Origin of the sequence: Micromonospora sp. C28ISP2-4, from assembly GCF_030519385.1 — a bacterium.
Classification (GTDB): domain Bacteria; phylum Actinomycetota; class Actinomycetes; order Mycobacteriales; family Micromonosporaceae; genus Micromonospora; species Micromonospora tulbaghiae.
In genome coordinates this window covers 168,184-192,797 of sequence record NZ_JAUMKG010000005.1, presented here as the reverse complement: position 1 = coordinate 192,797, position 24,614 = coordinate 168,184, and the positions used below count along the sequence as shown (strand labels likewise).

The following is a 24,614-nucleotide window of genomic DNA, read 5'->3' as shown; positions in this document are numbered from 1 at the left end:
CGGTGCCGGAAGACCGATCGACGACAGCACAGTGAAGGGAGCAACGCCGTGAGTCTCTACTCCTGGTTCGAGCGGACCGTGGCACGCGTGCCCGAAGCGGTCGCGCTGGAGGTCGGCGGGGAGCCGGTGACGTACCGCCGGCTGCGCGACCTCGCCGACGGCCTCGCCGGGCGGATCCACGCCGAGGTGGGCCGGCGCCCCCGTGCGGTCGGCCTGCTGGCCGCCCGCGGCCTGCCCGCGTACGCCGGTTATCTGGCCGCGCTGCGCGCCGGAGCGGTGGTGGTGCCGCTCAACCCGGCGTTCCCGCCGGCCCGCACCGCCCGGCTGTGCCGGGACGCGGGCGTGGACGCGCTCGTGGTCGACGACGCGGGCGCCGCGACGGCGGCGCAGGTCGCGGGCGACGCCGTGACGGTACGCCTCGACGGCGCGCCGGCCGTCCCGCCTCCGGCCGCCCCGGTGGCGCCGGACGACGTGGCGTACCTGCTGTTCACCTCCGGCTCGACCGGGCGGCCCAAGGGCGTGCCGATCCGCCACCGCAACGTGGACGCGTTCCTCACGCACTGCCGGGAGCGCTACCCGGTCGGCCCGGGCGACCGCCTGTCGCAGACCTTCGACCTGACCTTCGACCCGTCCGTGTTCGACATGTTCGTCGCCTGGGGCGGCGGCGCCACGCTCGTGGTGCCGCAGCCGGACGAGGTGCTGACGCCGGTGCGGTTCGTCAACGAGCGGCGGATCACGCACTGGTTCTCGGTGCCCTCGGTGGTCTCGCTGGCCCGCCGGATGCGGATGCTCTCCCCCGGCGCCATGCCCGGCCTGCGGCACAGCCTCTTCGCCGGTGAGGCGCTGACGCTGGAGCAGGCGCGGGCGTGGGCCGCGGCGGCGCCGGGCAGCGTGGTGGAGAACCTCTACGGTCCCACCGAGCTGACAGTGACCTGCACCGGTCACCGGCTGCCGGCGGATCCGGCGGCCTGGCCGGTGACCTCGAACGGCACCGTGCCGATCGGCGACACGCACCCCCGGCTCGACGCGATCCTGCGCGCCGAGGACGGCACGGTCGGCGGTGACGACGGCGAGCTGTGCGTGCACGGACCGCAGCGGTTCGACGGCTACCTCGACCCGGCCGACGACGAGGACCGGTTCGTCACGTACGCCGGCCGCCGGTACTACCGCACCGGTGACCGGGTCCGCCGCGAGCACGGCACGCTCGTGCACCACGGGCGCCTGGACGACCAGGTGAAGCTGCGCGGCTACCGGATCGAGCTGGGCGAGATCGAGATGGTCCTGCGCGGCCACCCGGGCGTGCAGGACGCGGTGGTGCTGGCGTTCGGCGCGGGCGACGACGTCTCCCTGCGGGCGGTCTACACCGGCGCCGACGGGATCACCGACGAGCTGACCCGCCGGTGCGCCGACCGCCTGCCCGGCTACATGGTGCCGGCCCGAATCCACCACGTGGCCGCCCTGCCCACGAACGCCAACGGCAAGACCGACCGGCGCCGGACCGCCGACCTGGTCGGCAGCGCGACGAGAGGAGCACGGTGATGACCAGCACAGGGAACGGACAGGACCAGGAACGGGCGTTCCGCTCGGTGGCCGGGCGCTTCGCCACCGGCGTGGCCGTGGCGACAGCCGTCGGACCCGACGGCCCGGTGGGGATGACTGTCAACTCCTTCACCACCGTGTCGCTGTCCCCACGGATGCTGCTGGTCTGCCTCCGGCGGGACTGCCGGCTGCTCGGTGCGGTGCGGCGTACCGGCCGGTTCGCGGTGACGGTGCTCGGCGACGACCAGCGCGAGGAGGCGGCCTGGTTCGCCAGCCGGGGCCGGCCGGCGGGCGCCGACGGATTCGCGGGTGTGGCCTACGACCACGAGCGGGCGACCGGCTGCCCGCGCCTGACCGACGGGGTGGCGTACTTCGGCTGCGAGGCGGTCTCCGCCGACCCGGCCGGCGACCACGCGGTGCTGATGGGCGCGGTCCGCTCCGCGGGCCTGCTGCGGCCGACCCCGCCACTGCTGTTCGTCGACGGCGACTACGCGCGGGTCGCCGCGCCGCGGGAAGCGCAGGTGGCGCGATGAGCATCGGCGCCGCTCCCGGCGACCTGCGCCACCTGAGCCTGCGCGCGGCGCGGGCCGGTGCGGACGCGATCCGCGAGGCGCGGGGCCGGGGCTTCCAGACCGAACACAAGGGCGGAGCGGCCCAGGACCCGGTGACCACCGCCGACCACGCCAGCGAGCGGGCCATCCTCGACCTGCTCGCCCGGGACCGGCCGCAGGACGCCGTCCTGGCCGAGGAGTCCGGGGCCAGCGCCGGCTGCTCCGGCCTGCGCTGGATCGTCGACCCGCTCGACGGCACGCTGAACTTCAGCCACGGCGCGAGCCGGTACGCGGTCAGCATCGCGGTGGCGACCGGCTGCGACGTGGGCGACGGGCAGGTGGTCGCGGCCACCGTCCTGCAACCGGCCACCGGCGCCTGCCTGGTGCTCGACGACGGCGGCGCGCTCGACGGCGACGCGCCGGTCGCGGTCAACCAGGTGGCCGAGCCGGGCCACGCCCTGGTGGCGTTCGCGGTACCGAACGCGCCCGGTCCGCGACGGCGGGCGTACCAGGCGCTCGTCGGCGTCGCGCCCCGCGTCGCCGACCTGCGCAACACCGGCTCCACCGTCTGTGACCTGGCAGCGGTGGCCCGCGGGGAACTGGACGCGTTCGTCAGCTTCGACCCCGCACCGTGGGACATCGCGGCCGGCGCCGCGCTGGTCGAGGCCGCCGGCGGTGTGAGCCGGCGGTGGCGCCACGACGGGTTCGAGGTCTTCGGCACCGGCGCGCCGGCCGTGGTGGCCGCGCTGGCCGGCTGGCTGGGCGACAGCGACACGGACGGCCGCGACGGCCGCTACCGCACCGACGGCCGCGACGGGAGCGACGGCAGCGACGAGGAGAGGGGAGCCGACGATGACCGGCAGCGATGAGTTCCGGCTGGCGCTGGTGGGAGCGGGCCGGATGGGCCACCACCACCTGCGGGCCCTGGCCGACCACCCGACGGTCCGGATCCGGCACGTGGTCGACCCGGTCCCGGCGGCACGGGAGGCGGTCGCCGCGGTCGGGCTGCCGGCGTACCCGAGCGTGGAGGACCTGCTCGCGGACGCCGTGCCGGACGGTCTGCTGGTGACGGCGCCCACCGGGCGGCACGGCGCGCTGGTCGCGGCCGCCGCCAAGGCCGGCCTGCCGGTGCTGTGCGAGAAGCCGGCCGGGCTCGACCCGGCCGGCGCGGCCGAGGCGGGGCGGGTGGCCGCCGCCGCCGGGATCCCGTTCCAGGTCGCCTACTGGCGCCGGTTCGTCCCGCGGTTGCGACAGCTGCGGGAGCGGATCGCCGGCGGCGAACTCGGCGACGTGCTGTTCGTGGCCTCGGCGCAGTGGGACGGCGAGCCTCCGGCGGCGGCGTTCCGCACCGGCAGCGGCGGGATCTTCGTGGACATGGGTGTGCACGAGTTCGACCAGATCCGGTGGCTGACCGGGCAGGAGGTCGACCGGGTCGCGGTGCAGCCGGCCGGGCCGGTCACCGACCCGGCGGTACGCGGCTGGGACGTGGACAGCGCCCAGGCGTTGCTCGGCCTGTCCGGCGGCGGCACCGCGCTGGTCTCGCTCGGCCGGCACCACCGGGGCGGCGACATGGCGACGGTGGAGGTCTTCGGCACCCGGGACCACGAGCGGGTGACCTTCCTCGACCCGGCCGACGGCGACGCCACCATGTACGCGGCCCTGGCCCGCCAGGCGAAGGACTTCGCCGGGCTGGTCCGGAAAGGACAGTCGGCGGGTGCCGGGGTGGCGGACGCGGTGGCGGTGCTCGACGCGGCGCGGCGGGCGACAGCGCAACTCACCCGGGGTCACGAAGTACACACCGATCGGTGACTACTTGCACCATCTGGGAGCGCGGTATTCCCCAGCCGAAGGTGGGAAATTCAGCCCTACACCACACTGTGGACGGTAATTCGGAGCGGGGGAATGCATCGATGCAGTTCAGTGTTCTCGGCCCGCTGACCGTTCATGTGGACGACCGCCCGGTCACGCTCACCGGCACCAAGCCCCGCCTCCTGCTCGCCGTGCTGCTGCTGAGCCCGGGGCGCACGGTCGCCACGTCCCGGCTGGTCGACGGCCTGTGGCCGGAGTCGCCGCCCGCGTCGGCGGTACGCAACCTGCGCACGTACGTGCACCGGCTGCGGCAGACGCTGGACCGCGGCGGTGACTCGGCCGGCCGGCTGGTCCACGACGGCACCGGCTACCACCTGCGGGTCGACGAGGACGAGCTGGACCTGTTGCGGTTCCGTCGTCTCGCCGACGAGGCCCGCCGGGCCGCACGGGGGGACCGGCCGGAGGCCGCCGCCGACCTGTTCGACCGGGCGGCCGAGCTGTGGGGCGGGCATCCGCTGGAGGACCTGACGGATCTGGGCACCGACCTGGGCGCGACCGTGACGGCGCTGCGGGAGCAGCACCGGGAGATGACGACCGAGCTGGTCGACCTGCGCCTGCGGCTGGGCCAGCCGGCCCGGGTCATCCCGTCACTGCGCCGGATGGTGGCCGAGGAGCCGCTCGACGAACGCCGGCAGGCGCAGCTTGTGACCGCGCTGACGCAGGAGGGACGCGTGGCCGAGGCGCTGGCCGTCTACCAGCAGGCCCGGCGGGGCATCGTCGACGAGCTGGGCGTCGACCCCGGTCCCACGCTCCAGGGCGCCCTCCAGACGGCGCTGGACGCGGACTCCGCCGAGGTCCGCCCACCGTCCGGCCGGCCGGCGAGCGTCGGCGCCGGGCCCGCGTCGCCGCCCGGCCCGCCGACGAGCCCGCAGGCCCTGCCGATGAAGCCGCCGTCCCTGGTGGGCCGGGACACCACTGCGGGCCAGCTGCGCGCCATCGCCGAGGGGATCGCCGACCCGGCCGACGCCGACGAGCACGCCGGGGTCGTGCTCGTCTCCGGCGCGCCGGGCGTCGGCAAGTCCTCGTTCTCCGTGGCCAGCGGGTACGACCTGGCCGACCTCTTTCCCGACGGTCAGCTCTTCGTCAGCTTCGACAGCGGCGACGAGCCGCCGCGCGGCAGCGGCGAGCTGATCCGGGAGCTGCTGGTCGAGCTGGGCGTGCCCCTGACCGACGTGTCCGAGGACATCCGGGAGCGCTCCGCCGTGCTGCGCTGCGCGCTCGCCGGCCGGCGGCTGCTGCTCATCATCGACGACGTCGACTGCGCGCAGCAGGTGCGTCCGCTGCTGCCCGGGGCGGGCCGCAGCCTGGTGCTGATCAACAGCCGGCAGCGCCTGCTGGACCTGGACGTGGGCTGGCGGTTGACGCTCGGCTCGCTCGACCGGGCCGACGCGGTGGAGCTGCTGGCCACGATCGCGGGCGAGCGCCGGGTACGCGAGCAGCCCGAGGTGTTCGGCCGGATCGCGGCGGCCTGCGACCAGCTGCCGCTGGCCCTGCGGATCGTCGGCAGCCGGCTCGCCACGCAGCCCGACGTCGCCCTGCCGGGCTTCGCCGCGCATCTGGAGGACGAGGAGAACCGGCTGTCGGAGCTGTCCGTCGGGGACATCTCGGTGCGCGACAGCCTCTCGGTCAGCTACCAGGCGCTGGACGTGGACGCCCGCCGGGCGCTGCACGCGCTGGCCCGCGCCGACTCGTTCATCACCGCGTCGAGCGCGGTGGAGATCCTGCGCCTGCCCCGGCGGCAGGCCGACCGGATGGTGGAGCACCTGATCCAGCACAACCTGCTGGTGCCTGCCGACTCCGGCGCCCCGGGCGAGCGTTTCCACCTGCCGGAACTGCTGCGGATCTTCGCGCGTGAGTGCGTGGACGCGCACGGCCGGCCGCTGCCAGCGGCCTGAGCCGCCGTCCGCGGTGCGCGGGCCAGGCCGACCCGCGCACCGCGATCCGGGTGTCGCTACTTGAGGAAGCGGTCCAGCGCGGCCTCGATGGTGCCGCTGTCCGGCGAGGCGTACGACTTCATCGTCACCTTGTTGTAGGAGATGAAGCTCGGGCACCGGGCGGCGGGCGCGGTCACCGTGCCGCCGTCGCCGACCTTCTCGCCGGTCTTGGCGGCGTGGAAGGTCAGGGTGTAGCGCGAGGAGATGTAGTCGACCGTGACGACCTTGTCCTCGCTGTTCTTGTACTGGCACTTCTTCGGCGTGCCCTCGCTGCCCTCGACCATCTTGAGGCAGCCGATGACGGACACCGTGGCGAAGTCAGCCGACTTCGCGTAGTACGGCTTGGCCGAGCTGATCGTCTTCTGCGACCAGAACGACGGCCGGTCCGGGGAGTTGGAGAAGACGTACGCCTTCGAGCCCGCCGGCGCGGTGTACGGCGCGGCGTTGAGGATCGCTCCCCCGTCGCAGACCGCCGACATCTCGCTGGCGTAACGCGCGGTCAGCGAGTTGTTGTTGGACCCGTCCGGCCCGCTCGACTCCGGCCCGCCCGCGCTGGGGGTCGCGGACGGACTGTTGTCCGGCCCGGGGGTGGCGCTGCCCGACGCCGCCGGCTTCGGGTCCTCCTCGTCGCCGTTGAAGGCGACGTAGGCGAGGCCGCCGCCGCAGCACAGCAGCGTCAGCGTCACCGCGCCGGCGGCGAGGCCGACGATGAGGCCCTTGCTCTTGCCGCCGCTCGGGGGCGGGGTGGGCGCGTACGGCGCCGGCTGCCCGGGGTAGCCGGGCTGGCCGGGGAACGGCGCAGCGGGCTGCGCGCCGTAGGGGGCGCCCGACGCGGGCTGCGCGCCGTACGGCGCACCCGACGCGGGCTGGGCACCGTAGGGAGCGCCCGACCCGGGCTGGGCGCCGTAGGGGGCGCCCGACGCCGGCTGCGAACCGTAGGGCGCACCGGAGGCCGGCTGCGCGCCGTACGGGGCGTTCGGGTCGGGCTGGTTGCCCCACGCTCCGGCGTTCGGGTCCGGATAGCCTCCGTAGGGAGGGTGATTGTCACTCATCTGAGGTTCTTCCACCTGTCGTCCGTGGTTCCGGCGATCAACCACCCCGCAGCGTAATGACGCCTGCAAATTCACGATCGCCGACGCTCGATACGTCCTTCACCAGCCGTGCCGGGGTCACTCCGGTGCGTGCGTGCCCGGATCCGGCATTCGGCCGCCTATCAGGCGTGACGCACCGGGGACCGTTGTGACGCAAGGGATCGACCGTTCGGCGCCCGACCTGTACCCGACATCGGCGACGCCGAAAAGTGTGACGTACGCGACACCTTTGATCGTCCGGCCGGACGGCGGTGGACCACATCCCGGACCGTCATTTAGTGAGGTTCATCGATATTGACGCACACCACGGGCGCGGACAGAATCCCAGCACCACCACCAGGACCCCTCCGGGAGGGCCCCATGAACCGTCCCCGCCTGCCGCTCCTGCGGACCGCCGGCCGGATGACCGCGCTCGTCGCGGCCGTCGCCGGCGTGCTGCTCGCCGCCGCCGCACCCGCCGTCGCCGCCGCACCCGCTGGGCGCTACGTAGCGCTCGGCGACTCCTACACCTCCGCCCCGCTCGTGCCCACCCAGGTCGACCTGAACTGCCTGCGCTCCAACCGCAACTACCCGGCCCTGGTCGCGGCGTCCGCCGGGTCGGCGTCGTTCGCCGACGTGAGCTGCTCCGGCGCCACCACCGAGGACATCCTGTACGGCGGCGACGGCGCGCTGGGCATCGCGCTGCCGCCGCAGGTGAACGCCGTCACCTCGGCGACCGCGCTGGTGACCGTCCAGATCGGCGGCAACGACATCGGCTTCGCCGGCATCATCGGCGACTGCGCCGAGGCGAGCGTGAGCAGCCCGCTCGGGTCGCCCTGCAAGGACCGGTTCACGGCGGGCGGCACCGACCAGTTGCGGGCCCGGATCGCCGCCACCGCGCCGAAGGTGACGGCGGTGCTGCGGGCGGTCCGCCAGGCCGCGCCGAACGCGCGCGTGGTGGTGCTCGGTTACCCGGCGATCCTGCCCGACAGCGGATACGGCTGCTGGCCGGTGGTGCCGATCGCCTACCAGGACGTGCCGTACCTGCGCGGCGTCCAGAAGGCCCTCAACACGATGCTCGCCGACACCGCGGCGGCGGGCGGCGCCAGCTACGCCGACGTCTACACGCCGTCGATCGGCCGGGACGCGTGCAAGAGCAGCGGCACCCGCTGGGTGGAGGGGTTGGTGCCGCAGAACGCGGCCGCGCCGTTCCACCCGAACGCCCGGGGCGAGCAGGGCATGGCCACCGCCCTGCTGGCGCACCTGAACTGAGCCGGCCGGGGTGAGCCGGTTCCGCCGCGGCGGAACCGGCTCACCGCCGGTAGGGCGACGGGTCGGCGAACCGGTCGGTGGTCGTGACGAACCCCCAGCACTGCTTGGCGTTGAACACGACCGCGTCCTTGCAGTACGCCGGGCTGGACGTCGCGGTGGCGTCGGCGACCAGGACCGGGTTGTAGTCGCGGAAGTAGGCGCTCTCGATCGTGGTGCTGACGCACTGGTCGACGTTGACGCCGCAGACGAACAGCGTGTGGATGCCCTGGGTGCGCAGCACCTGGTCGAGGTGGGTGCCGTAGAAGCCGCTCATCCGCACCTTCTCGATCATGACGTCGTCGTCGCGGATCAGCGGCTTCAGCTCGTCCACCATCTCGGCGCCCCACTCCCCGGCGGTGAGCACCCGCCCGTGGTCCAGCCGCTGGCCGATGCCGGCCTGGTCGGGCGTGTGCTTGAACGAGTGCAGCGTCGGCGCGCCCAGGTTGCGCAGGTCGGGACGGTTGTGCCAGTACACCCAGATGACGAACATGTCGTGGCGGCGGGCGGCCTCGACCGCGCGTACCACCCCCGGGATGGCCTCCCGGCACGCCTGGTAGTCCAGCCCTGAGCGGTGGGTCCAGCCGCCCTCGGCGCAGAAGTCGTTCTGCATGTCCACCACCACGAGCGCGCCCCGCCGCGGGTTGTCGGCGAACGGCATCAGCTCCGCGTCGAAGCGGAGCAGATCCTCCGGCGGATCGTCCGGGGCGAGCAGGACGTGATCCGGATAGAGGTGCCACCTGTCGGTGCTGGCGGCGAGCTGCACGCCGCCGTCGCCGGTGTCGCCGTAGATCGCCCGTCGCCCCGCCATACCGTCCGTTCTAGCCGCCCGGCGGACCGGCCGGGCGGCGACGGCCGACAGTGCATCCGTACGGGTGCGGGCATCAGACCCGGGTGATGCGGACCGCGTCGGCGACCACGTAGCCGGTGCCGGCGCTCCAGCGGCTCACCCCGACCTTGTCCCCGGTCCCGGCGGCCAGCGTGAACACGCCGAGCGAGACCCAGCGTCCGCCGCCGGTGCGCTGGTCGACAGCCACCGACCGGTTTCCGGTCGTGGTGGCCACCAGGTACGGGGTGCGGTCGTTGTAGCCGGGGTCGGCCGGGTACCACACCGAGACCTCGTAGGAGCCGGTCGCGGGCAGGGTCGTCCGGAACCAGGCCACGTCGCTGGCCGCCACCGGCGCGGCGAAGCGGTAGTCGGTGCCGTGGCGCTGCCCGGAGTACGCGGAGGTGCCCCAGGCCGCGCCGGCGGTGAATCCGCCCGCGGTGGCGTTGTCGACTGTGACGCTCCACGACGCGGGCGGCGTACCGGCGCGTACGTCCAGGTAGTTGCGGTCGATCTTCATGGTCACGCCGCCCCACGTCTCGGTGACGTCGCCGGCGTACTGGTGCAGGCGCTGCTGGTCGGCGTAGCGGTCGTCGGCGCAGTACGTGCCCGCGTCGGTGTCCGCGACGCCGTTCCACCAGGCGATCCAGATCTGGTCCAGCCGCAGGTACCGGGTGTCGTGGTAGGCGTCGCAGACGTCCCTGATGCCGGACGAGCCGCTGGAGTACATGCCGGCGAGGTAGCCGCGCGCGTGCAGGCGCTCGACCCAGCCGGAGAGGAACGAGAGCACCGCGGCCCGGCAGGCGGTGGTCGTCGGGTACTGCTCGATGTCGTTGTAGAGCGTGCTGCCGGCGCCGATGCCGAGGGCCGCCGCCGCCCCGGCCGCGCTGTCCGCCGCGGTCCTCCCCTGCCCGCGTGCGGTGGCCGGGTCGGCGGACATCTTCGGCGTCCGGGTGCCGCACGGCGCCTGGTAGCCCAGCTCGATGGGGATGAGCCGCCAGCCCTTGCGGGTCTGGTCGGCGACCCAGGTGGCGGTCAGGTTGGGCTGGGAGCACGTCCGGCTGCCGCCGCTGATGTAGACGCCGACCGCGCGGTACGGCGAGGCGGCGAGCCAGGCGTCCATCGCGGCCTGCGACGGAGCGGTGCAGGTGTCGAAGCCCTTGCCGGTGAACGTGCCGGGCTGCGGGCCGACCGCGGCCAGGGCGGACTGCGGCTCGGCGGCGGGCTGCGACTCGGCGGCGGGCTGCGACTCGGCGGCAGCCGGTGTCCCGGCGGCGGCCGGTGTGCCGGTCCGGGCCGGGACGGCCGATGCCGTCGCCGGGACGGCCGTGGCCGCGACCACGGTGAGAAACGTCAGGGCCGTGGCGATCGCTCTCATCGGCGCCCCTCCTGTGCGGGATTCCTCGCCCGACGGCGAGACATGGGCAGGATTTCTACCACGCATCGACGGATGACGACAGATGATCGTGGCGAAAGTTTTCACCGAAGAAACGATCAATGAAGGGTATCGACAAGACGCCGGAAGCCGGTATAGCGTTCCCGCACTCACATCTGTCGATCGGTGAAGCGCCGTCACCCGAGGAGCGCCATGCCCACGTCACGATCCCCCCGTCTGCGACGCCGAGGTCTGCTCGGCGTACCCGCCCTGGTGGCCGCTGCCCTCGCCGTGGCCGTCCGGCCCGGCACGGCGCTCGCGGCGCCGAAGGCCGAGTGCCTCGCCGACCTGCTCCGGGAGCAGTGATGGCCACCATCCCCTGGCTCGTGGACGTGCTGCGGGCCGCCGGCGTGCAGGTCGTGGTCGAGGGCGACTGGCTCAACCGGATGCGCCCCGGCTCGTTCGACCCGATCGGTGTGCTCTGGCACCACACCGCGGCCACCTCCAGCGCCACCAACCCGCACCCGGCGCTGAACATCTGCATCAACGGCCGTTCCGACCTGCCCGGCCCGCTCTGCCAGGCGCTCGTGGACTACAACGGCGTGTTCCACGTGATCTCCGCCGGCCGGTGCAACCACGCCGGCACCAGCGGCGGCAGCGGCCCGATCCCGGCCGGGGACGGGAACACGCTGATGATCGGGTGGGAGATCGACTACAACGGCGTCGACCAGCGGATGACCACCGCCCAGTACAACGCCAGCATCGCTGCCACCGCCGCCGTGCTCAAGCGGCTCGGCCGGGACTCCAGCTATGCCCGCGGGCACCGGGAGACCAGCACCACCGGCAAGATCGACCCGTCCTTCATCGACCTGAACACCATGCGTGCCGACGTGGCCGCCAAGATGGCCGGCGGCGGCACCGGCTGGACGTCGATCGTGGACAACGCCACCGCGGGCCGGTTCACCGCGAGCGCCAGCTGGGGCACCTCGACGTACTCCGGGCAGCGCTACGGCGCCGACTACCGCTACGCCGACCCGGTCGCCGCGAGCGACGCGGCCTGGTACAAGTTCAACGTCCCGCGTACCGGCAACTACCGGGTCGAGGCGTGGTGGCCGGCGAACGCCGGCTACAACGCGGCCACGCCGTACATCGTCGCCACGACCACCGGCAACCGGACGGTCGTGGTCGACCAGCGGGCGACCGGCGGGCAGTGGCGCTCGCTCGGCACGTTCACGCTGCCGGCCGGGGACGCCAACCGCGTCGCGGTCAGCCGGTGGAGCTCCGCCGCCGGCCTGGTCATCGCCGACGCGGTCCGGCTGACCGAGGTCTGACCCCGGACGCACCGATGCGGCCGGGTGGCATCCCACCCGGCCGCATCCGTCCGGAGTCAGCGCAGCGGCCGGAAGGCCGCCCGCATCTCCTGGGCGAACAACTGCGGCTGCTCCCAGGCGGCGAAGTGCCCGCCCCGCTCCACCTTGTTGTAGTGGATCAGGTTCGGGTACGCCCGCTCGGCCCAGCTGCGCGGCGCGAGCAGGATCTCGTCCGGGAACTGGCTCACCGCGGCCGGCACTCCGACGCCCTTGGCGGCGAAGAACGACAGCGCGTTCTGCGCGTACAGCCGGGCCGAGGAGACCCCCGTGTTGGTCAGCCAGTAGAGCGTGACGTTGTCCAGGATGTCGTCGCGGCTCAGCCCGCCGGGCCGGCCGGCGAACGCGGCGCAGATCAGGTCCAGGCTCGCCGCGTCGTGGTCGAGCATGAACGTCGCCAGCCCGACCGGCGAGTCGGCGAGCGCCGTCAGCGTCTCCGGGCGGGTCGTCATGATCAGCGCGTACGCGGAGTGCTTCCAGAAGAAGTCGATCCGCTCGCAGGCGGCCCGCTCCTCGGCGGAGAGCCCGGCCGGCAGCTCCGCGAGCGGGTTGTTGACACCGGTGATGCCGCGCTGCAGCAGCGCGTCGATCTCCGGCGGCACCACGCAGGGCATGTTCGTGTGGATGCCGGCCAGCTCGGGCGGCGCCTGCACGCCGAGCATGTCGGTGATCAGCGCGCCCCAGTCGCCGCCCTGGGCCACGAACCGGGTGTAACCCAGCCGCCGCATCAGCTCCGTCCAGGCGCGGGCGATGTGCTGCGGATCCCAGCCCGGCCGGTCCGGCTGACCGGAGAAGCCGTAGCCGGGCATCGACGGGATCACCAGGTGGAACGCGTCCGAGGCGCTGCCGCCGTGCGCCGTCGGGTCGGTGAGCGGACCGATGATCTTCAACTGCTCGATCACCGACCCCGGCCACCCGTGCGTGACGATCAGCGGCAGCGCGTCGGCGTGCGGCGACCGTACGTGGATGAAGTGGATGTCCAGGCCGTCGATCTCGGTGACGAAGTTCGGCAGGTCGTTGAGCCGCGCCTCGACCCGGCGCCAGTCGTACTCGGTCGCCCAGTAGCGGGCGAGCGCCTGACTGGTCTCCAGCGGCACGCCCTGCGACTGGTCGTCCACGGTCTGACGCTCCGGCCAGCGGGTGGCAGCGATCCGGGCCCGCAGGTCCTCCAGGTCCGCCTCCGGCACGTCGACGCGGAACTCGCGGATGCCGGCGCCGGTACGCGTCGGCGTCATGGTCTTGACGGCCACGGGTTGTCCTCCTCGGGTCGGGTCAGGGACCGAACGTGAAGACGTACGCGCGGAAGCCGGGCCGCTCGGCGCGCAGAGTGAGCCGGTGCTCCCCCGGCGTCGCGCCGTCGACCAGCCGGATCATGGCCGCCCGGTCGACGAGGGTCCGGCCGTCCGGGCCCACGTCGGCGCCGCGCGCGTCAGCGGCCGGTTTCCCGTCCAGCAGCACCCGAATCCCGGCCGGTCCCTCCGGTCCCGGGTCGGCCACCAGGTTCACCTCACCCGCGGTGAACGGCAGGACCAGCTCGGCGGCGGCGTCGCCGGCCTCGACGTACTCGCCCTCGACCCGCCAGTCGCCGGTCAGCGCGTACGTGCCGGGCACACCGCGGTCGGCGCCGAGGTAGGTCTCCGGGGTGATCCCGGCGTACGTGGGCTGCGGGCTCGTCACGAACGCGCTCACCTCCGGGGTGACCGGCGGCAGCGCGGTCGCGGGCGCGGCGGCCTCGACCAGCCGCCGGATCAGTGCCTCGGTGCGGTCGTAGTCGCCCTCGCCGACCCAGCGGTCGGCCAGCCGCCCGTCGGCGTCGAAGAGGTACTTCGCCGGCCAGGCGTCGTTGCGCAGGGCACGCCAGAACGTGTAGTCGTCGTCGATCGCGATCGGGTAGGTCAGCCCGTGGTCGCGGATCGCCCGGTCGATGTTCTCCGGCAGCCGGCCGAACGCGAACTCCGGCGTGTGCGCGCCGATCACCGTCAGCCCCAGGTCGCGGTAGTCGCGGTGCCACGCCCGCACGAACGGGGCGGTGCGGATCCAGTTCACGCACGTGTACTCCCAGACGTCGACCAGTACCACGCGTCCGCGCAGATCCCGCGGCGTCAACGGCGCGGAGTTCACCCAGCGCCGGACGTCGATCGGCGGCAGCCGGGGCTCGGCCCCGTCCACGTGGCCGGTCATACGGGTTCCCTTCGTCGACGTCCGCCGGCGGTTACCCGGAGGGCGCGGCTTCGAACTGGCCGCCCGGCCGGGCCGCGGCGTTTGCCCCCGGCCCGGCCGGGTAGGACCGTGCGCCACCCGAGGGCGGGCCGTGCCGGGCGGCGTGGGCAGCCGGGACGTCGCGGAGGGTCGATGACGGCTGGACCAGGGCGGGCACAGGCGCCCTCGGGCGAGGTGGTGGAGCTGCGGGTGCACGGCGTATCCGCGGCCGGCGCCGCCCAGGTGCTGGGCCGGCCGCTGGTCCGGCAGGTCGCGGGCGACCGCAGCGCCGGCTTCTACCGGCCCCGCCCCGGACATGCCGACGAGTACGGGGCGAGCGGGGTGACGCTGGAGGCGTACCGGTGGAACGACCTGCCGTCCGGCACCGCGCTGCGTACCCTGTCGCTGCTGTTCCTGATGCCCTTCATGCTGATCAACGTGGCCGTATGGATGCGGCCGGGGGACGCGGTCGGCGGCGCGGTGGTGCGGGCGCTGTGCCGGGTGCTCGGGTTGAGCCTGACCGCGCTGTACGTGCTCGCCGGTGCCGGGGTCGCACTGGATCTGGTGGCCTGGCAGTGCCTGTCGGTCCCGGCCTGCATCTCCGACCGCGAGTGGCTGTCCTGGATGGGCGGGCGGCCGGTGGGTCTGCGGCTCGTGGTGCTGGCGCTGGTCCCGGCCGCCGCGGTGAGCCTGGTCTGGTGGGGTGCGCGGCGTCCGGGACGCTCGTTCACCGCGTTCCGGGCGCCGGAGCGGGCATCCGCCGGGCCCCCGCTGAGCACGATCGGCCAGTGGGACACCGAACCGCTGATGGGCCGGCTGCGTTCGATCCACATCGCGGCGGCCTTCGCCACCCTCGACGCCTGCCTTCTCGCCGCCCGCGCCGCGCAGGGCGTCCCGCCCACTGTGGCGGCGCTGCTGGCGGTCACCGGCGCGGTCCTGCTCGCCTGCGTGGTCCTGGTCTGCGTGCCGCCGCTCGTCGACCGGGCGCCCACCGATCCGCGACGCGACCGGGTCGCCCGGGTGCTGCGCGCCACCGCTGTCGGGCTCACCGTCGTGGTGGCCGGGTACCTGCTGTTCGCCCCGGTCCGCTGGCGTACCGGCGGGGGCCTGCCCGGCTACGGTTCCATCCTGACCTGGCTGCTGGTGACGCACGCGGTCCTGCTGGGCGGCCTGGCCGCCGTGCTGCTCTGGCACCGGCTGCGGGTACGTGGCCACCAGCCGCCGAACGGGCTCGGCGCGCTCGTGGTCGCGGCGGCGGCGGGCGGGCTCGCGGTGGCGTACTCCGCCGAGCTGGTCCAGCGCATCGCCGACCTGCTGGACCGGGGCATGTCCCCGGCGGACGAGATACCGGGTCCGGCGCGCGCGTACACCTGGGCGATCTACGGCTTCTTCCGCGCGTTGCTGGTCACGCTGGCCGCCGCCGCCGTGGTGGCGCTGGTGTCCCGGCGTGGCCGCATCCGGGCCGCCCAGGCGATCGTCGAGCGCGACTTCCCGGCGCCGCCGGCCGAGGCGGCGCCCCGGCTGCGGCAGGTCCGGACGATGATCGTCCGGGCCCGGTTCACCGACCTGCTGGTGCCCCTGGCGGTGTTGTTCGCCGTCATGGCCGGCGCGGGCGCAGCGACCACCGCGATGGCGCTGGTCCGCCCCGAGCCGGGTGAGGCCCTGGAACGGCGCACGCACGTCCCGGCCGAGCTGGTCATGTTCGGCATCGAGGTGGGCGGGGTGGTGATCTCGGCGGCGGTGCTGGCCCTGGTCGTGGCCGGGATCTTCGCCTACCGCAGTCCGGGGTTCCGCCACCACGTCGGCGTGCTCTTCGACCTCGCCACGTTCTGGCCACGGGCCGCGCACCCGTTCGCGCCGCCCTGTTACGCCGAGCGGGCCGTGCCGGAGCTGGCCCGGCGCATCACGTACCTGGTGCGCAGCGGCAACGGGGTGCTGCTCTCCGGCTACAGCCACGGCTCGGTGCTCGTCGCCGCCACCGTCCTGCAACTGCCGGCGGAGGTCAGCGAGCGGGTCGCCCTGCTCACCTACAGCTCGCCGCTGCGCCGGCTCTACGCCCGGCTGTTCCCCGCCTACGTCGGCGACGAGATGCTGCGCGGGATCGGCGGCCGGGTCGGCTGGCGGTGGCGCAACCTGTGGCGGGACACCGACGCGCTGGGCGGATGGATCTTCTCCCCGCACCGCGCGGACGAGCCGGCCCGCGTCACCGGCCCGGAGGCGACTGTGGACCGCCGTCTCCGGGACCCGGACGGCCTGGTGGCACCGCCCTGGGACAGCGTCCCGCCGCCGATAAACGGTCACCTCCCGTCCGAGGACGACCCGGCGTACGCCGAGACGGTGCGGGACCTGGCCGGGCGGCTGCGCGCCCCGGGCCGGGACGCCGTCGAGCCGTGACGCGGGCGGGGCGTCACGCCGCCGGGTGGTCCGCCTCGAACCGCTCGCGGGTCAGGAACGCCAGCCGGGCCCGCTTGTCCGGCATGTCGACCTCGTCGCCGAACGTGAACCCCTCGATCCGCAGCCGGTGCAGCATGGCCTCGTTGCGCACGTCCGGCTCGACCACCACCCGGCGCGCGGCCGGGTCGCGCAGCAGGAACCGGACCAGGGCCGGGAAGACCGCACTGGTCACGCCGCGCGGGTACCGCCGGGGCGCGTCCAGCAGCAGGTGCGTCCCCACGTCGCCGGGCAGCACCGGGTAGCGCTCGCCGACCGGGTCCGCCTCCGGCTGGTAGGTCTGGAACAGCCCGATCGGCTCACCGTCGAGCCGGATGAGGTACGCGTGGTGGGTGTCCAGCCCGTCGACGAACGCGTAGATCTCGCGCACCTCGTCGACCGTGTGCGAGCCCATGCCCCAGAACCGGTTGCGGGGCCGGACCACCCAGCCGTGCAGCAGTTCGGCGTCCCGGTCGGGGCGTACCGGCTCCAGCGCCAGCTCGCCGAGGCCGGGGATCCGTTCCAGGTGGATCACGTCGTCTCGTCTCCCGTCAGTGGGCCGGCGGGCACCGGGACCAGCGTCCCGGCGGCCCAGTGGGTGAGTTGGTCGGCGAAGTGCGCGTCGCCGGGGCGCCCGGAGGCGCCGAACGGGACGATCCAGCGGCTGGCCGCCCGGTCGGTCAGGTCCCACACATAGCGGGCCACCGGGCCGCGCCAGCAGGCGTCGGAGACGCCCGGCACGCTGGACGTGGCCAGCACGCAGTCGGTGTCACCGGCCAGCGCCACCCGCTGCCGCATCGCCGCGACCGCGTCGGTGACCGCCGGGGCGACACCGAGGTGCACCGGGTGCAGCAGGTGCCGGCTGCCCCACCCGCCGGGCGCCGGGCCGGCGGCCACCTCGGCAAGCGCCTCGGCCGCCGGTGCCGCGAGGTCGGCGCCGAACTCGGCGGCGAGGTGGTCCAGCGCCAGGCCGATCCGGGCGGCCGGGTCGGTCCAGGGGGTGAACAGCTCGTCGAAACCGCACGGCTCGTCGAGGGCACGCAATCTCGGGTGTACGCGCAACCGCCGGGCGAGCGCCGCCCGCCACGCCGCATACGCGCCGGCCTCGGCCGAGCCGGCCGCCATCGCGCGGTCCCATCCGCGCAGCCGCAGCAGCAGCGCGCGGGCGGGTTCGTCGAGCCGGCCCGGGTCGAGCCGGTCGAGCAGCCGGTAGAGCGGGCCGGCCGGGAGCCGGTCGTCGGTGTGCACACCGGACGGCTCGGTGCCGTCGGCGAGCAGGGTCCGGATCCGGCGGGCCCGGTGCGGTGGGGCGAAGTCGGCGCCGTGCGCGGCCACGTCGTCGCGGCGGTCGTTCGCGCACACCGCCACGCCGTCGACCGGCTCGTCGACGAGCGGCAGGTAGTCCCCCCGCCACCGGTACCGCGGCTCCCAGGCCGGCACGGGTTCCCGGCGGCACCGCTCGTCGCGTACCGGGACCAGGCCGGCGACCAGGCGGCGGACACTGCCCCCGGTGTCGGCGGCGAGCACGCTGTTGACCGGCTCGACCCAGTGGCGCAGCGCGTCGGCGACGTCGCTCGCGCGCCGGGCGCGCAGCAGTGGCAGCAACGCCTCGAAGCCGAGGCGGGCCTCGACCCGGCTCGGGGTGCGCAGCGCGATCGCCTCGCCGGTGACCCGGTCGTGGTCGATCACCGGGCCGCGCGGCGTCTCGATCACCTCGACCGTCTCGGTGGCGGCGCCGTGGACCTCGACCTCCTCGACGTGGCGCGTGGCGGGCGTCCAGCCGTCGGCGTCACGCACCAGCACCCGGTCGCCGTCGCGGCGCAGCCGTTCGCGGTAGAGGTCCTGGTAGTCGGCCATCGCGTTGGTGACGGCCCAGGCCACATGGCCGGTGTGGCCGAAGTGCGGCAGGCCGGGTACGCCGGGGAAGGCGAGGCCGATCACGTCGAACTCCGGGCAGGCGAGCCGGACCTGCTGGTAGACGCCGGGTAGTTCGAGCAGCCGGTGCGGGTCGCCGGCGATCACCGGGCCGCGCCCGGTGGCCGGGTCGGCGGGCAGCGCCCAGGCGTTGCTGCCCGCCGACGCCGGTCCCTCGACCGCGAACAGCCCGGCCGACTCGGGGCCGAGCGTGCGGGCCACGTGCGCGTGCCAGAGCTTGTTCGGGAACGTGGAGAAGAGCACGTGCTGGACGAGGAAGACGCCGAGCGGCGACCAGGGGCGCCAGGGTTCGGGCGCCGCGCCGGTGGCGGCGAACTCGGGCGCGTCGGCGGCGCCCTCGGCGAGTCCGGAGTTGACCCCGTCCACGTACGCCTCGACCCACCGCCGGGTGTCCGCGTCCAGCCGTTCGTAGCAGCGCCGGGCGGTGTCGTCCAGCCGTACGCGCCTGGCGAAGCGGTCCCACGCCAGCTCGGCCGGGCCCACGTGGGCGGCCAGCCGACCCTCGGCGCGCCACCGTTCCACGCTGATCTGCCAGGCCCGGTCCAGCGCGGCGACACGCCCCTGCAGACGCGCGAGCGCGTCGACGTCGGCGGCCCACAACCGGGGCACACCCCACTCGTCGCGATCGACGTACGTCATCGTCGCGCACCGCCTCGGCGCGCCCGGCGCCGGTTCCGTTCGACAGTCAACTTAGGATAACCTCCCCTAACCGAGGGCGACCTTACCGCGACGCGGGCGGAGTGCCAACGGCGGTACATGCGGGACAAAGCACCCCGAGTCGTGCTTGATAGTTAGGCGAGCCTAACCTAACCTGATCGCCGCGGCTGCCGCCGCGCGTCCTGTCCGTACGACCGCTGGGAAGTCGCATGAGTTCGATCGGGAGCCCGACCGGCGCCGCGCCCACCGACACCGGCCGCGCCGCCGCCACGGCACGCGACCACCTGTTCAACGCCGGCTCGCTCGGGCGGTACCGGGACGTGCTGGCGCGCGGCGTCGACCGGGTCGCCCGCCGGGTGGGCGAGGCGGACCGGCCGTTCACCGGCGTCACGCCCGACGAGCTGGCGCCACTCATCGGCGCCGTCGACCTGGACCGGCCGCTCGGCGACACCGACGCCGCCCTTGACGAACTGCACGACGTGTGGCTTCGCGACGCGGTCTACTTCCACCACCCGCGCTACCTGGCCCACCTGAACTGCCCGGTGGTCATCCCGGCGCTGCTCGGCGAGGCGGTGCTCAGCGCGGTCAACTCCTCGCTGGACACCTGGGACCAGAGCGCCGGCGCGACGCTGATGGAGCGACGGCTGATCGAGTGGACGGCCGGGCGCATCGGGCTGGGGTCCACCGCCGACGGGGTCTTCACCAGCGGCGGCACCCAGTCGAACCTCCAGGCGATGCTGCTGGCGCGCGAGGAGGCGTACCGCACGGTGGTGGGCGGCTCCGCCACCCGGCCGGACCGGCCGCAGGTGCTCTCCCGGCTGCGCATCCTCACCTCCGCGGCCGGACACTTCAGCGTGCAGAAGGCCGCCAAGCTGCTCGGCCTGGCCGCCGACGCGGTGCTCACCGTGCCCACCGACGCGACCCGCCGGATGCGCACCGACGAGCTGGCCCGCGCGATCGACCGCTGCCACCGCGACGGCCAGGTGGTGATGGCCGTCGTCGCCACCGCCGGCACCACCGACTTCGGCACCATCGACCCGCTTCCGGAGATCGCCGACATCTGCGCCACCGCGGGCGTCTGGCTGCACGTCGACGCCGCGTACGGCTGCGGGCTGCTGGTCTCCCCCACCCGTCGGCACCTGCTCGACGGCATCGAACGGGCCGCGTCGGTGACTGTGGACTACCACAAGTCGTTCTTCCAGCCGGTCAGTTCCAGCGCGCTGCTGGTCCGCGACGGCCGCACGCTGCGCCACGCCACCTGGCACGCCGACTACCTCAACCCGGCCCGCGCCCTGGAGCAGGGCATCCCGAACCAGGTCGACAAGAGCATCCAGACCACGCGCCGGTTCGACGCGTGCAAGCTCTGGCTGACCCTGCGGATCATGGGGCCGGACGCGATCGGCGCGCTGTTCGACCAGGTCGTCGACCTCGCGGCGCAGGCGTGGCGACGGCTCGACGCCGACCCGCGCTTCGAGGTGGCCGCGCCGTCGCAGCTGAGCACAGTGGTCTTCCGGTACCGGCCGCCCGGCCTCGCCCCCGACCTGGTCGACGAAGCCAACCTGCACGCCCGCGACGCGCTGGCCGCCTCCGGCGCGGCCCTGGTCGCCGGCACCAAGGTCGACGGCGCCCACCACCTGAAGCTCACCCTGCTCAACCCCGAGACCACAGTGGACGACGTCGCCCACGTGCTGGACCTCATCGCCGACCACGCCGCCTGGTACGCCCGGACCGCGGCCACCGCCGAGCTTTCCTGCCCGGTCTGACCCCCGTCGAGGAGAACGAGAACGCATGTCGACCCACGACTTCATCGCCGTCGGGCTGGGCCCCTACAACCTCGGCCTGGCCTGCCTCACCGCGCCGATCGACGACCTCGACGGACTGTTCCTGGAGGCCCGCGACAGCTTCGACTGGCACCCCGGCATGCTGCTGGAGTCCACCCGGCTCCAGACGCCGTTCATCGCCGACCTGGTCACGCTCGCGGACCCCACCTCGCCGTACTCGTTCCTGAGCTACCTGAAGGAGACCGGCCGGCTCTACCCGTTCTACATCCGGGAGAGCTTCTTCCCACTGCGTGCCGAGTACAACGACTACTGCCGCTGGGCGGCCGGGAAGCTGCCGAACCTGCGCTTCCGGCACGCCGTCACCGCTGTGGAGTACGACGAGGCCGACGACCGGTACGTGGTGCACGCGGACACGCCGGACGGGCCGGTCACGCACCGGGCCCGGCACCTCGTGCTCGGCACCGGCACCCCGCCGTACCTGCCGCCGGCCTGCGCCGGGCTGGGCGGTGACATGATCCACAACTCGCGCTACCTGGAGCACCGGGAGGCGCTGCGGGCCAAGGACAGCATCACGATCGTCGGCAGCGGGCAGAGCGCCGCGGAGATCTACCACGACCTGCTCGGCGACATCGACACGTACGGCTACCAGCTCACCTGGGTGACCCGCTCGCCCCGGTTCTTCCCGCTGGAGTACACCAAGCTCACGCTGGAGATGACCTCGCCGGACTACGTGGACTACTTCCACGCGCTGCCCGAGCCGACCCGCTACGCGCTGGAGGCCGCGCAGAAGCCCCTGTTCAAGGGCATCAACGCCGACCTGATCAACGACATCTACGACCTGCTGTACGCCAAGAGCCTGCACGGGCCGGCGCCGACGCGGCTGCTGACCAACACCGAGCTGGTCGAGGCGGCGTACGCCGACGGCCGCTACCGCCTCGGGCTGCGCCACACCGAGCAGGACCGCGCGTTCACACTCGACACCGCGGGACTGGTGCTCGCCACCGGCTACCACTACCGGGTGCCGGAGTTCCTCGCGCCGGTGCGCGACCGGCTGTGCTTCGACGCGCACGGCCGCTTCGACGTGGCCCGCAACTACAGCATCGACCACACCGGCCGGGGCGTGTTCCTGCAGAACGGCGGCACCCACACGCACAGCATCACCTCGCCCGACCTGGGCATGGGTCCGTACCGCAACTCGTGGCTGATCCGGGAGATGACCGGCCGGGAGCACTACCCGGTGGAGAAGGCCATCGCGTTCCAGGAGTTCGGCGCACCCGCCGGAGCGCCGGCATGAGCGAGCGCACCGAGCGGAGCGAGGGCCGCGAGCGCATGCCCAGCCGGCCCGGCATGAGCGAGCGCACCGAGCGGAGCGAGGGCCGCGAGCGCATGCCCAAACAGCCCAGCATGAGCGTGTTCAGCCGCGTCGACGACGCACTCGGCGAGTTCACGCTGCGCCCGCTGGACCCGGACGCCGACGCCGCGCTGCTGCACCGCTGGGTCACCCACCCCAAGTCCGCGTTCTGGCTCATGCAGGACGCCGACGTGGACGCCGTCGCCGCGGAGTACCGGCGCATCGCCGCCCACCCGCACCACGACGCGTACCTGGGATCGTGGCGCGGCACCCCGGCGTTCCTGGCCGAGCGGTACGACCCGGCCCGCGTCGAGCTGGTCGGCCTCTACGACCCGCAGCCCGGCGACGTGGGCATGCACTTCCTCTGCGCACCGGCCGACACGCCGGTGCACGGGTTCACCCGCGCCGTCATCACCACGGTGATGGCCTGGCTGTTCGCCGACCCGGCGACGCGCCGGGTGGTGGTGGAGCCGGACGTGCGCAACACCGCGGTGCACGCACTGAACGCGGCAGTCGGCTTCACAGTCGTCGGCCCGATCCGCAAGCCCGAGAAGGAGGCGCTGCTCAGCGTCTGCACCCGGGACCAGTTCCGGGCCGCCACCGGCGCGCTCATCAGCGAGGAAGGGGCACCGGCGTGAACGCCAGCGCATCCGTGGACCACCTGACCCCCGAGGCGTGGGCGACGGCCAACCGGCTGCTGGTGCGCAAGGCGCTCGCCGAGTTCGCCCACGAACGCCTGATCGCCCCCGAGCCCACCGGCCCTAACCGGTGGCTGGTGCGCAGCGACGACGGCGCCGTCGAGTACCGGTTCGCCGCGCAGCGGCTGGCACTGGACCACTGGCAGGTCGACGCGGACAGCATCGTGCGCCGCCGCGACGGTGCGGAACTGCCGCCCGACGCCGTGGACCTGTGCGTGGAGCTGCGCGGCGCGCTGGGCCTCACCGACGCGATCCTGCCGGTCTACCTGGAGGAGATCACCTCCACGCTGGCCGGGACCGCGTACAAGCTCGCCAAGCCCGCGCTGACCGCCGCCGAGCTGGCCGCCGCCGACTTCCAGGCGATCGAGACCGGCATGACCGAGGGACATCCCTGCTTCGTGGCGAACAACGGCCGCATCGGCTTCGGCGTGCACGAGTATCACGCGTACGCCCCGGAGGCCGCCGCGCCGGTACGGCTGCTCTGGCTCGCCGCGCACCGCGACCACACCACGTTCACGTGCGCCGACGACCTGGACTACGACACGCTGGTGCGGGCCGAGCTGGGCAAGGAGACGCTGGCCGGGTTCACCGCCACGCTCACCGACCTGGGCCTGGACCCGGCCGACTACCTGTTCGTCCCGGTGCACCCGTGGCAGTGGTGGAACAAGCTGGCCGTCACGTTCGCCGGTGAGGTGGCCCGGCGCCGGCTGGTCTGCCTCGGCGAAGGACCGGACGAATACCTGGCGCAGCAGTCGATCCGCACCTTCTTCAACATCAGCGACCCGGCCAAGCACTACGTGAAGACCGCGCTGTCGGTGCTGAACATGGGCTTCATGCGCGGGCTGTCGGCCGCGTACATGGAGGCGACGCCGGCCATCAACGACTGGCTGGCCGGGCTGATCGAGGGCGACCCGGTGCTCAAGCGCACCGGCCTGTCGATCATCCGGGAGCGCGCCGCGATCGGTTACCGGCACCGGCAGTACGAGGCGGCGACCGACAGGTACTCCCCGTACCGGAAGATGCTGGCGGCGCTGTGGCGGGAGAGCCCGGTCCCCGGGCTGGAACCCGGGCGGCGGCTGGCCACCATGGCCTCGCTGCTGCACCTGGACCGCGACGGGCGGTCGCTCGCCGCGGCGCTGATCGACGAGTCGGGGCTGGCCCCGGCCGACTGGCTGCGCCGCTACCTGGACGCCTACCTGGTGCCGCTGCTGCACAGCCTGTACGCCTACGACCTGGCGTTCATGCCGCACGGCGAGAACGTCATCCTGGTGCTGGACGGCGGCGTGGTGGAGCGGGTCGTGTTCAAGGACATCGCCGAGGAGATCGTGGTGATGGACCCGGACGCGGACCTGCCCGAGCGGGTCCGGCGGATCCGGGCCGCCATCCCGGAGGACGAGAAGATCCTGTCCATCTTCACCGACGTGTTCGACTGCTTCCTGCGGCACCTGAGCGCCGCCCTGCACACGCAGGGCGTGCTGGACCAGGACGGGTTCTGGCGCACAGTCGCCGAGTGCGCCGCCGGCTACGCCGCCACGGTGCCGCACCTGGCCGACCGGATGCGCCGGCACGACCTGTTCGCGCCGGAGTTCACGCTGTCCTGCCTCAACCGGCTCCAGCTGCGCAACAACCAGCAGATGGTGGACCTGTCCGACCCGTCGGCCGCGTTGCAGTTCGCCGGCACCCTGGTCAACCCGCTCGCCCCGTACGCGCCGCGCGACTGACGG

General features: G+C 73.8%; 20 protein-coding genes. 13 read left to right on the top strand and 7 right to left on the bottom strand.

Features of this window, described 5'->3' with window-relative positions; genetic code table 11:
* Window positions 1–48: 48 nt before the first annotated feature.
* The 5 genes from Q3W68_RS19720 to Q3W68_RS19700 all read left to right on the top strand — a co-directional run bounded on the left by Q3W68_RS19720 (window position 49) and on the right by Q3W68_RS19700 (window position 5,854).
* Entirely contained in the window at window positions 49–1,539 is a 1,491-nt protein-coding gene (locus Q3W68_RS19720; RefSeq protein WP_302906844.1) for an amino acid adenylation domain-containing protein, read from the top strand.
* Window positions 1,539–2,072 carry a flavin reductase family protein gene (locus Q3W68_RS19715; RefSeq protein ID WP_302906843.1) on the top strand — a complete coding sequence of 178 codons (534 nt, stop codon included), beginning with the start codon at window positions 1,539–1,541 and terminating at the stop codon, window positions 2,070–2,072. Before Q3W68_RS19720 ends, Q3W68_RS19715 begins: the two co-directional genes overlap by 1 nt.
* On the top strand, window positions 2,069–2,959 hold the full coding sequence (locus Q3W68_RS19710) for an inositol monophosphatase family protein (RefSeq protein ID WP_302906842.1): 891 nt from the start codon (window positions 2,069–2,071) through the stop codon (window positions 2,957–2,959). Before Q3W68_RS19715 ends, Q3W68_RS19710 begins: the two co-directional genes overlap by 4 nt.
* Window positions 2,943–3,899 carry a Gfo/Idh/MocA family oxidoreductase gene (locus Q3W68_RS19705; RefSeq protein ID WP_302906841.1) on the top strand — a complete coding sequence of 319 codons (957 nt, stop codon included), beginning with the start codon at window positions 2,943–2,945 and terminating at the stop codon, window positions 3,897–3,899. Before Q3W68_RS19710 ends, Q3W68_RS19705 begins: the two co-directional genes overlap by 17 nt.
* A gap of 101 nt (window positions 3,900–4,000) precedes the next feature.
* Window positions 4,001–5,854, top strand: a complete 1,854-nt coding sequence (locus Q3W68_RS19700; protein WP_302906840.1) for an AfsR/SARP family transcriptional regulator — start codon at window positions 4,001–4,003, stop codon at window positions 5,852–5,854.
* 56 nt (window positions 5,855–5,910) lie between these two features.
* Here Q3W68_RS19700 and Q3W68_RS19695 read toward each other — a convergent pair whose 3' ends face one another.
* A complete protein-coding gene (locus Q3W68_RS19695; RefSeq protein ID WP_302906839.1) occupies window positions 5,911–6,945 on the bottom strand; it encodes a hypothetical protein in 1,035 nt (344 codons plus the stop codon).
* Between the two features lie 399 nt (window positions 6,946–7,344).
* Here Q3W68_RS19695 and Q3W68_RS19690 point away from each other — a divergent pair, with 399 nt between their 5' ends.
* A complete protein-coding gene (locus Q3W68_RS19690; protein ID WP_302906838.1) occupies window positions 7,345–8,235 on the top strand; it encodes an SGNH/GDSL hydrolase family protein in 891 nt (296 codons plus the stop codon).
* Window positions 8,236–8,275: 40 nt separating this feature from the next.
* Here the strand turns inward: Q3W68_RS19690 and Q3W68_RS19685 are convergent, their stop codons facing one another.
* Together Q3W68_RS19685 and Q3W68_RS19680 are read right to left on the bottom strand one after the other, a co-directional pair.
* Window positions 8,276–9,082, bottom strand: a complete 807-nt coding sequence (locus Q3W68_RS19685; RefSeq protein ID WP_302906837.1) for a cysteine hydrolase family protein — start codon at window positions 9,080–9,082, stop codon at window positions 8,276–8,278.
* 73 nt (window positions 9,083–9,155) lie between these two features.
* On the bottom strand, window positions 9,156–10,475 hold the full coding sequence (locus Q3W68_RS19680) for a glycoside hydrolase domain-containing protein (protein WP_302906836.1): 1,320 nt from the start codon (window positions 10,473–10,475) through the stop codon (window positions 9,156–9,158).
* A gap of 210 nt (window positions 10,476–10,685) precedes the next feature.
* On the opposite strand from Q3W68_RS19680, the gene Q3W68_RS19675 reads away from it, so the two are divergent.
* Together Q3W68_RS19675 and Q3W68_RS19670 are read left to right on the top strand one after the other, a co-directional pair.
* Window positions 10,686–10,838 (top strand): hypothetical protein, encoded by a 153-nt coding sequence (locus Q3W68_RS19675; protein WP_302906835.1) that lies wholly within the window; start codon window positions 10,686–10,688, stop codon window positions 10,836–10,838.
* A complete protein-coding gene (locus Q3W68_RS19670) occupies window positions 10,838–11,803 on the top strand; it encodes an N-acetylmuramoyl-L-alanine amidase (protein WP_302906834.1) in 966 nt (321 codons plus the stop codon). The genes Q3W68_RS19675 and Q3W68_RS19670 overlap by 1 nt, the downstream gene beginning before the upstream one ends.
* Before the next feature lie 56 nt (window positions 11,804–11,859).
* On the opposite strand, the gene Q3W68_RS19665 is transcribed toward Q3W68_RS19670, so the two are convergent.
* Together Q3W68_RS19665 and Q3W68_RS19660 are read right to left on the bottom strand one after the other, a co-directional pair.
* On the bottom strand, window positions 11,860–13,089 hold the full coding sequence (locus tag Q3W68_RS19665) for an epoxide hydrolase family protein (protein ID WP_302906833.1): 1,230 nt from the start codon (window positions 13,087–13,089) through the stop codon (window positions 11,860–11,862).
* A 22-nt stretch (window positions 13,090–13,111) separates the two neighbouring features.
* Window positions 13,112–14,020: a redoxin gene (locus Q3W68_RS19660; protein ID WP_302906832.1), complete on the bottom strand. Its 909-nt coding sequence runs from the start codon at window positions 14,018–14,020 to the stop codon at window positions 13,112–13,114.
* A gap of 171 nt (window positions 14,021–14,191) precedes the next feature.
* Between Q3W68_RS19660 and Q3W68_RS19655 the strand changes: the two genes are divergently transcribed.
* Window positions 14,192–16,432, top strand: coding sequence for a hypothetical protein (locus Q3W68_RS19655; protein ID WP_302906831.1), 2,241 nt, complete (start codon window positions 14,192–14,194; stop codon window positions 16,430–16,432).
* Window positions 16,433–16,445: 13 nt separating this feature from the next.
* On the opposite strand, the gene Q3W68_RS19650 is transcribed toward Q3W68_RS19655, so the two are convergent.
* Together Q3W68_RS19650 and Q3W68_RS19645 are read right to left on the bottom strand one after the other, a co-directional pair.
* The gene (locus Q3W68_RS19650; RefSeq protein WP_302906830.1) at window positions 16,446–17,003 is read right to left on the bottom strand and encodes a GNAT family N-acetyltransferase; all 558 of its coding nucleotides are present in this window, start codon (window positions 17,001–17,003) and stop codon (window positions 16,446–16,448) included.
* A complete protein-coding gene (locus Q3W68_RS19645; protein WP_302906829.1) occupies window positions 17,000–19,042 on the bottom strand; it encodes a penicillin acylase family protein in 2,043 nt (680 codons plus the stop codon). The genes Q3W68_RS19650 and Q3W68_RS19645 overlap by 4 nt, the downstream gene beginning before the upstream one ends.
* 227 nt (window positions 19,043–19,269) lie before the next feature.
* Between Q3W68_RS19645 and Q3W68_RS19640 the strand changes: the two genes are divergently transcribed.
* From Q3W68_RS19640 to Q3W68_RS19625, 4 genes are all read left to right on the top strand, one after another.
* Entirely contained in the window at window positions 19,270–20,823 is a 1,554-nt protein-coding gene (locus Q3W68_RS19640; RefSeq protein WP_302906828.1) for an aspartate aminotransferase family protein, read from the top strand.
* Between the two features lie 25 nt (window positions 20,824–20,848).
* Window positions 20,849–22,135, top strand: coding sequence for a lysine N(6)-hydroxylase/L-ornithine N(5)-oxygenase family protein (locus Q3W68_RS19635; protein WP_302906827.1), 1,287 nt, complete (start codon window positions 20,849–20,851; stop codon window positions 22,133–22,135).
* A gap of 110 nt (window positions 22,136–22,245) precedes the next feature.
* Window positions 22,246–22,830, top strand: coding sequence for a GNAT family N-acetyltransferase (locus Q3W68_RS19630; protein ID WP_302907147.1), 585 nt, complete (start codon window positions 22,246–22,248; stop codon window positions 22,828–22,830).
* Window positions 22,827–24,611 (top strand): IucA/IucC family siderophore biosynthesis protein, encoded by a 1,785-nt coding sequence (locus Q3W68_RS19625; RefSeq protein WP_302906826.1) that lies wholly within the window; start codon window positions 22,827–22,829, stop codon window positions 24,609–24,611. The genes Q3W68_RS19630 and Q3W68_RS19625 overlap by 4 nt, the downstream gene beginning before the upstream one ends.
* Window positions 24,612–24,614: the final 3 nt, after the last annotated feature.

Bases quoted from the DNA above. Each gene is read 5' to 3' on its own strand.
- Q3W68_RS19715 (WP_302906843.1), top strand. From the start codon at position 1,539: ATGACCAGCACAGGGAACGGACAGGACCAGGAACGGGCGTTCCGCTCG.
- Q3W68_RS19710 (WP_302906842.1), top strand. From the start codon at position 2,069: ATGAGCATCGGCGCCGCTCCCGGCGACCTGCGCCACCTGAGCCTGCGC.
- Q3W68_RS19705 (WP_302906841.1), top strand. From the start codon at position 2,943: ATGACCGGCAGCGATGAGTTCCGGCTGGCGCTGGTGGGAGCGGGCCGG.
- Q3W68_RS19700 (WP_302906840.1), top strand. From the start codon at position 4,001: ATGCAGTTCAGTGTTCTCGGCCCGCTGACCGTTCATGTGGACGACCGC.
- Q3W68_RS19695 (WP_302906839.1), bottom strand. From the start codon at position 6,945: ATGAGTGACAATCACCCTCCCTACGGAGGCTATCCGGACCCGAACGCC.
- Q3W68_RS19690 (WP_302906838.1), top strand. From the start codon at position 7,345: ATGAACCGTCCCCGCCTGCCGCTCCTGCGGACCGCCGGCCGGATGACC.
- Q3W68_RS19685 (WP_302906837.1), bottom strand. From the start codon at position 9,082: ATGGCGGGGCGACGGGCGATCTACGGCGACACCGGCGACGGCGGCGTG.
- Q3W68_RS19680 (WP_302906836.1), bottom strand. From the start codon at position 10,475: ATGAGAGCGATCGCCACGGCCCTGACGTTTCTCACCGTGGTCGCGGCC.
- Q3W68_RS19675 (WP_302906835.1), top strand. From the start codon at position 10,686: ATGCCCACGTCACGATCCCCCCGTCTGCGACGCCGAGGTCTGCTCGGC.
- Q3W68_RS19670 (WP_302906834.1), top strand. From the start codon at position 10,838: ATGGCCACCATCCCCTGGCTCGTGGACGTGCTGCGGGCCGCCGGCGTG.
- Q3W68_RS19660 (WP_302906832.1), bottom strand. From the start codon at position 14,020: ATGACCGGCCACGTGGACGGGGCCGAGCCCCGGCTGCCGCCGATCGAC.
- Q3W68_RS19655 (WP_302906831.1), top strand. From the start codon at position 14,192: ATGACGGCTGGACCAGGGCGGGCACAGGCGCCCTCGGGCGAGGTGGTG.
- Q3W68_RS19645 (WP_302906829.1), bottom strand. From the start codon at position 19,042: ATGACGTACGTCGATCGCGACGAGTGGGGTGTGCCCCGGTTGTGGGCC.
- Q3W68_RS19640 (WP_302906828.1), top strand. From the start codon at position 19,270: ATGAGTTCGATCGGGAGCCCGACCGGCGCCGCGCCCACCGACACCGGC.
- Q3W68_RS19635 (WP_302906827.1), top strand. From the start codon at position 20,849: ATGTCGACCCACGACTTCATCGCCGTCGGGCTGGGCCCCTACAACCTC.
- Q3W68_RS19630 (WP_302907147.1), top strand. From the start codon at position 22,246: ATGAGCGTGTTCAGCCGCGTCGACGACGCACTCGGCGAGTTCACGCTG.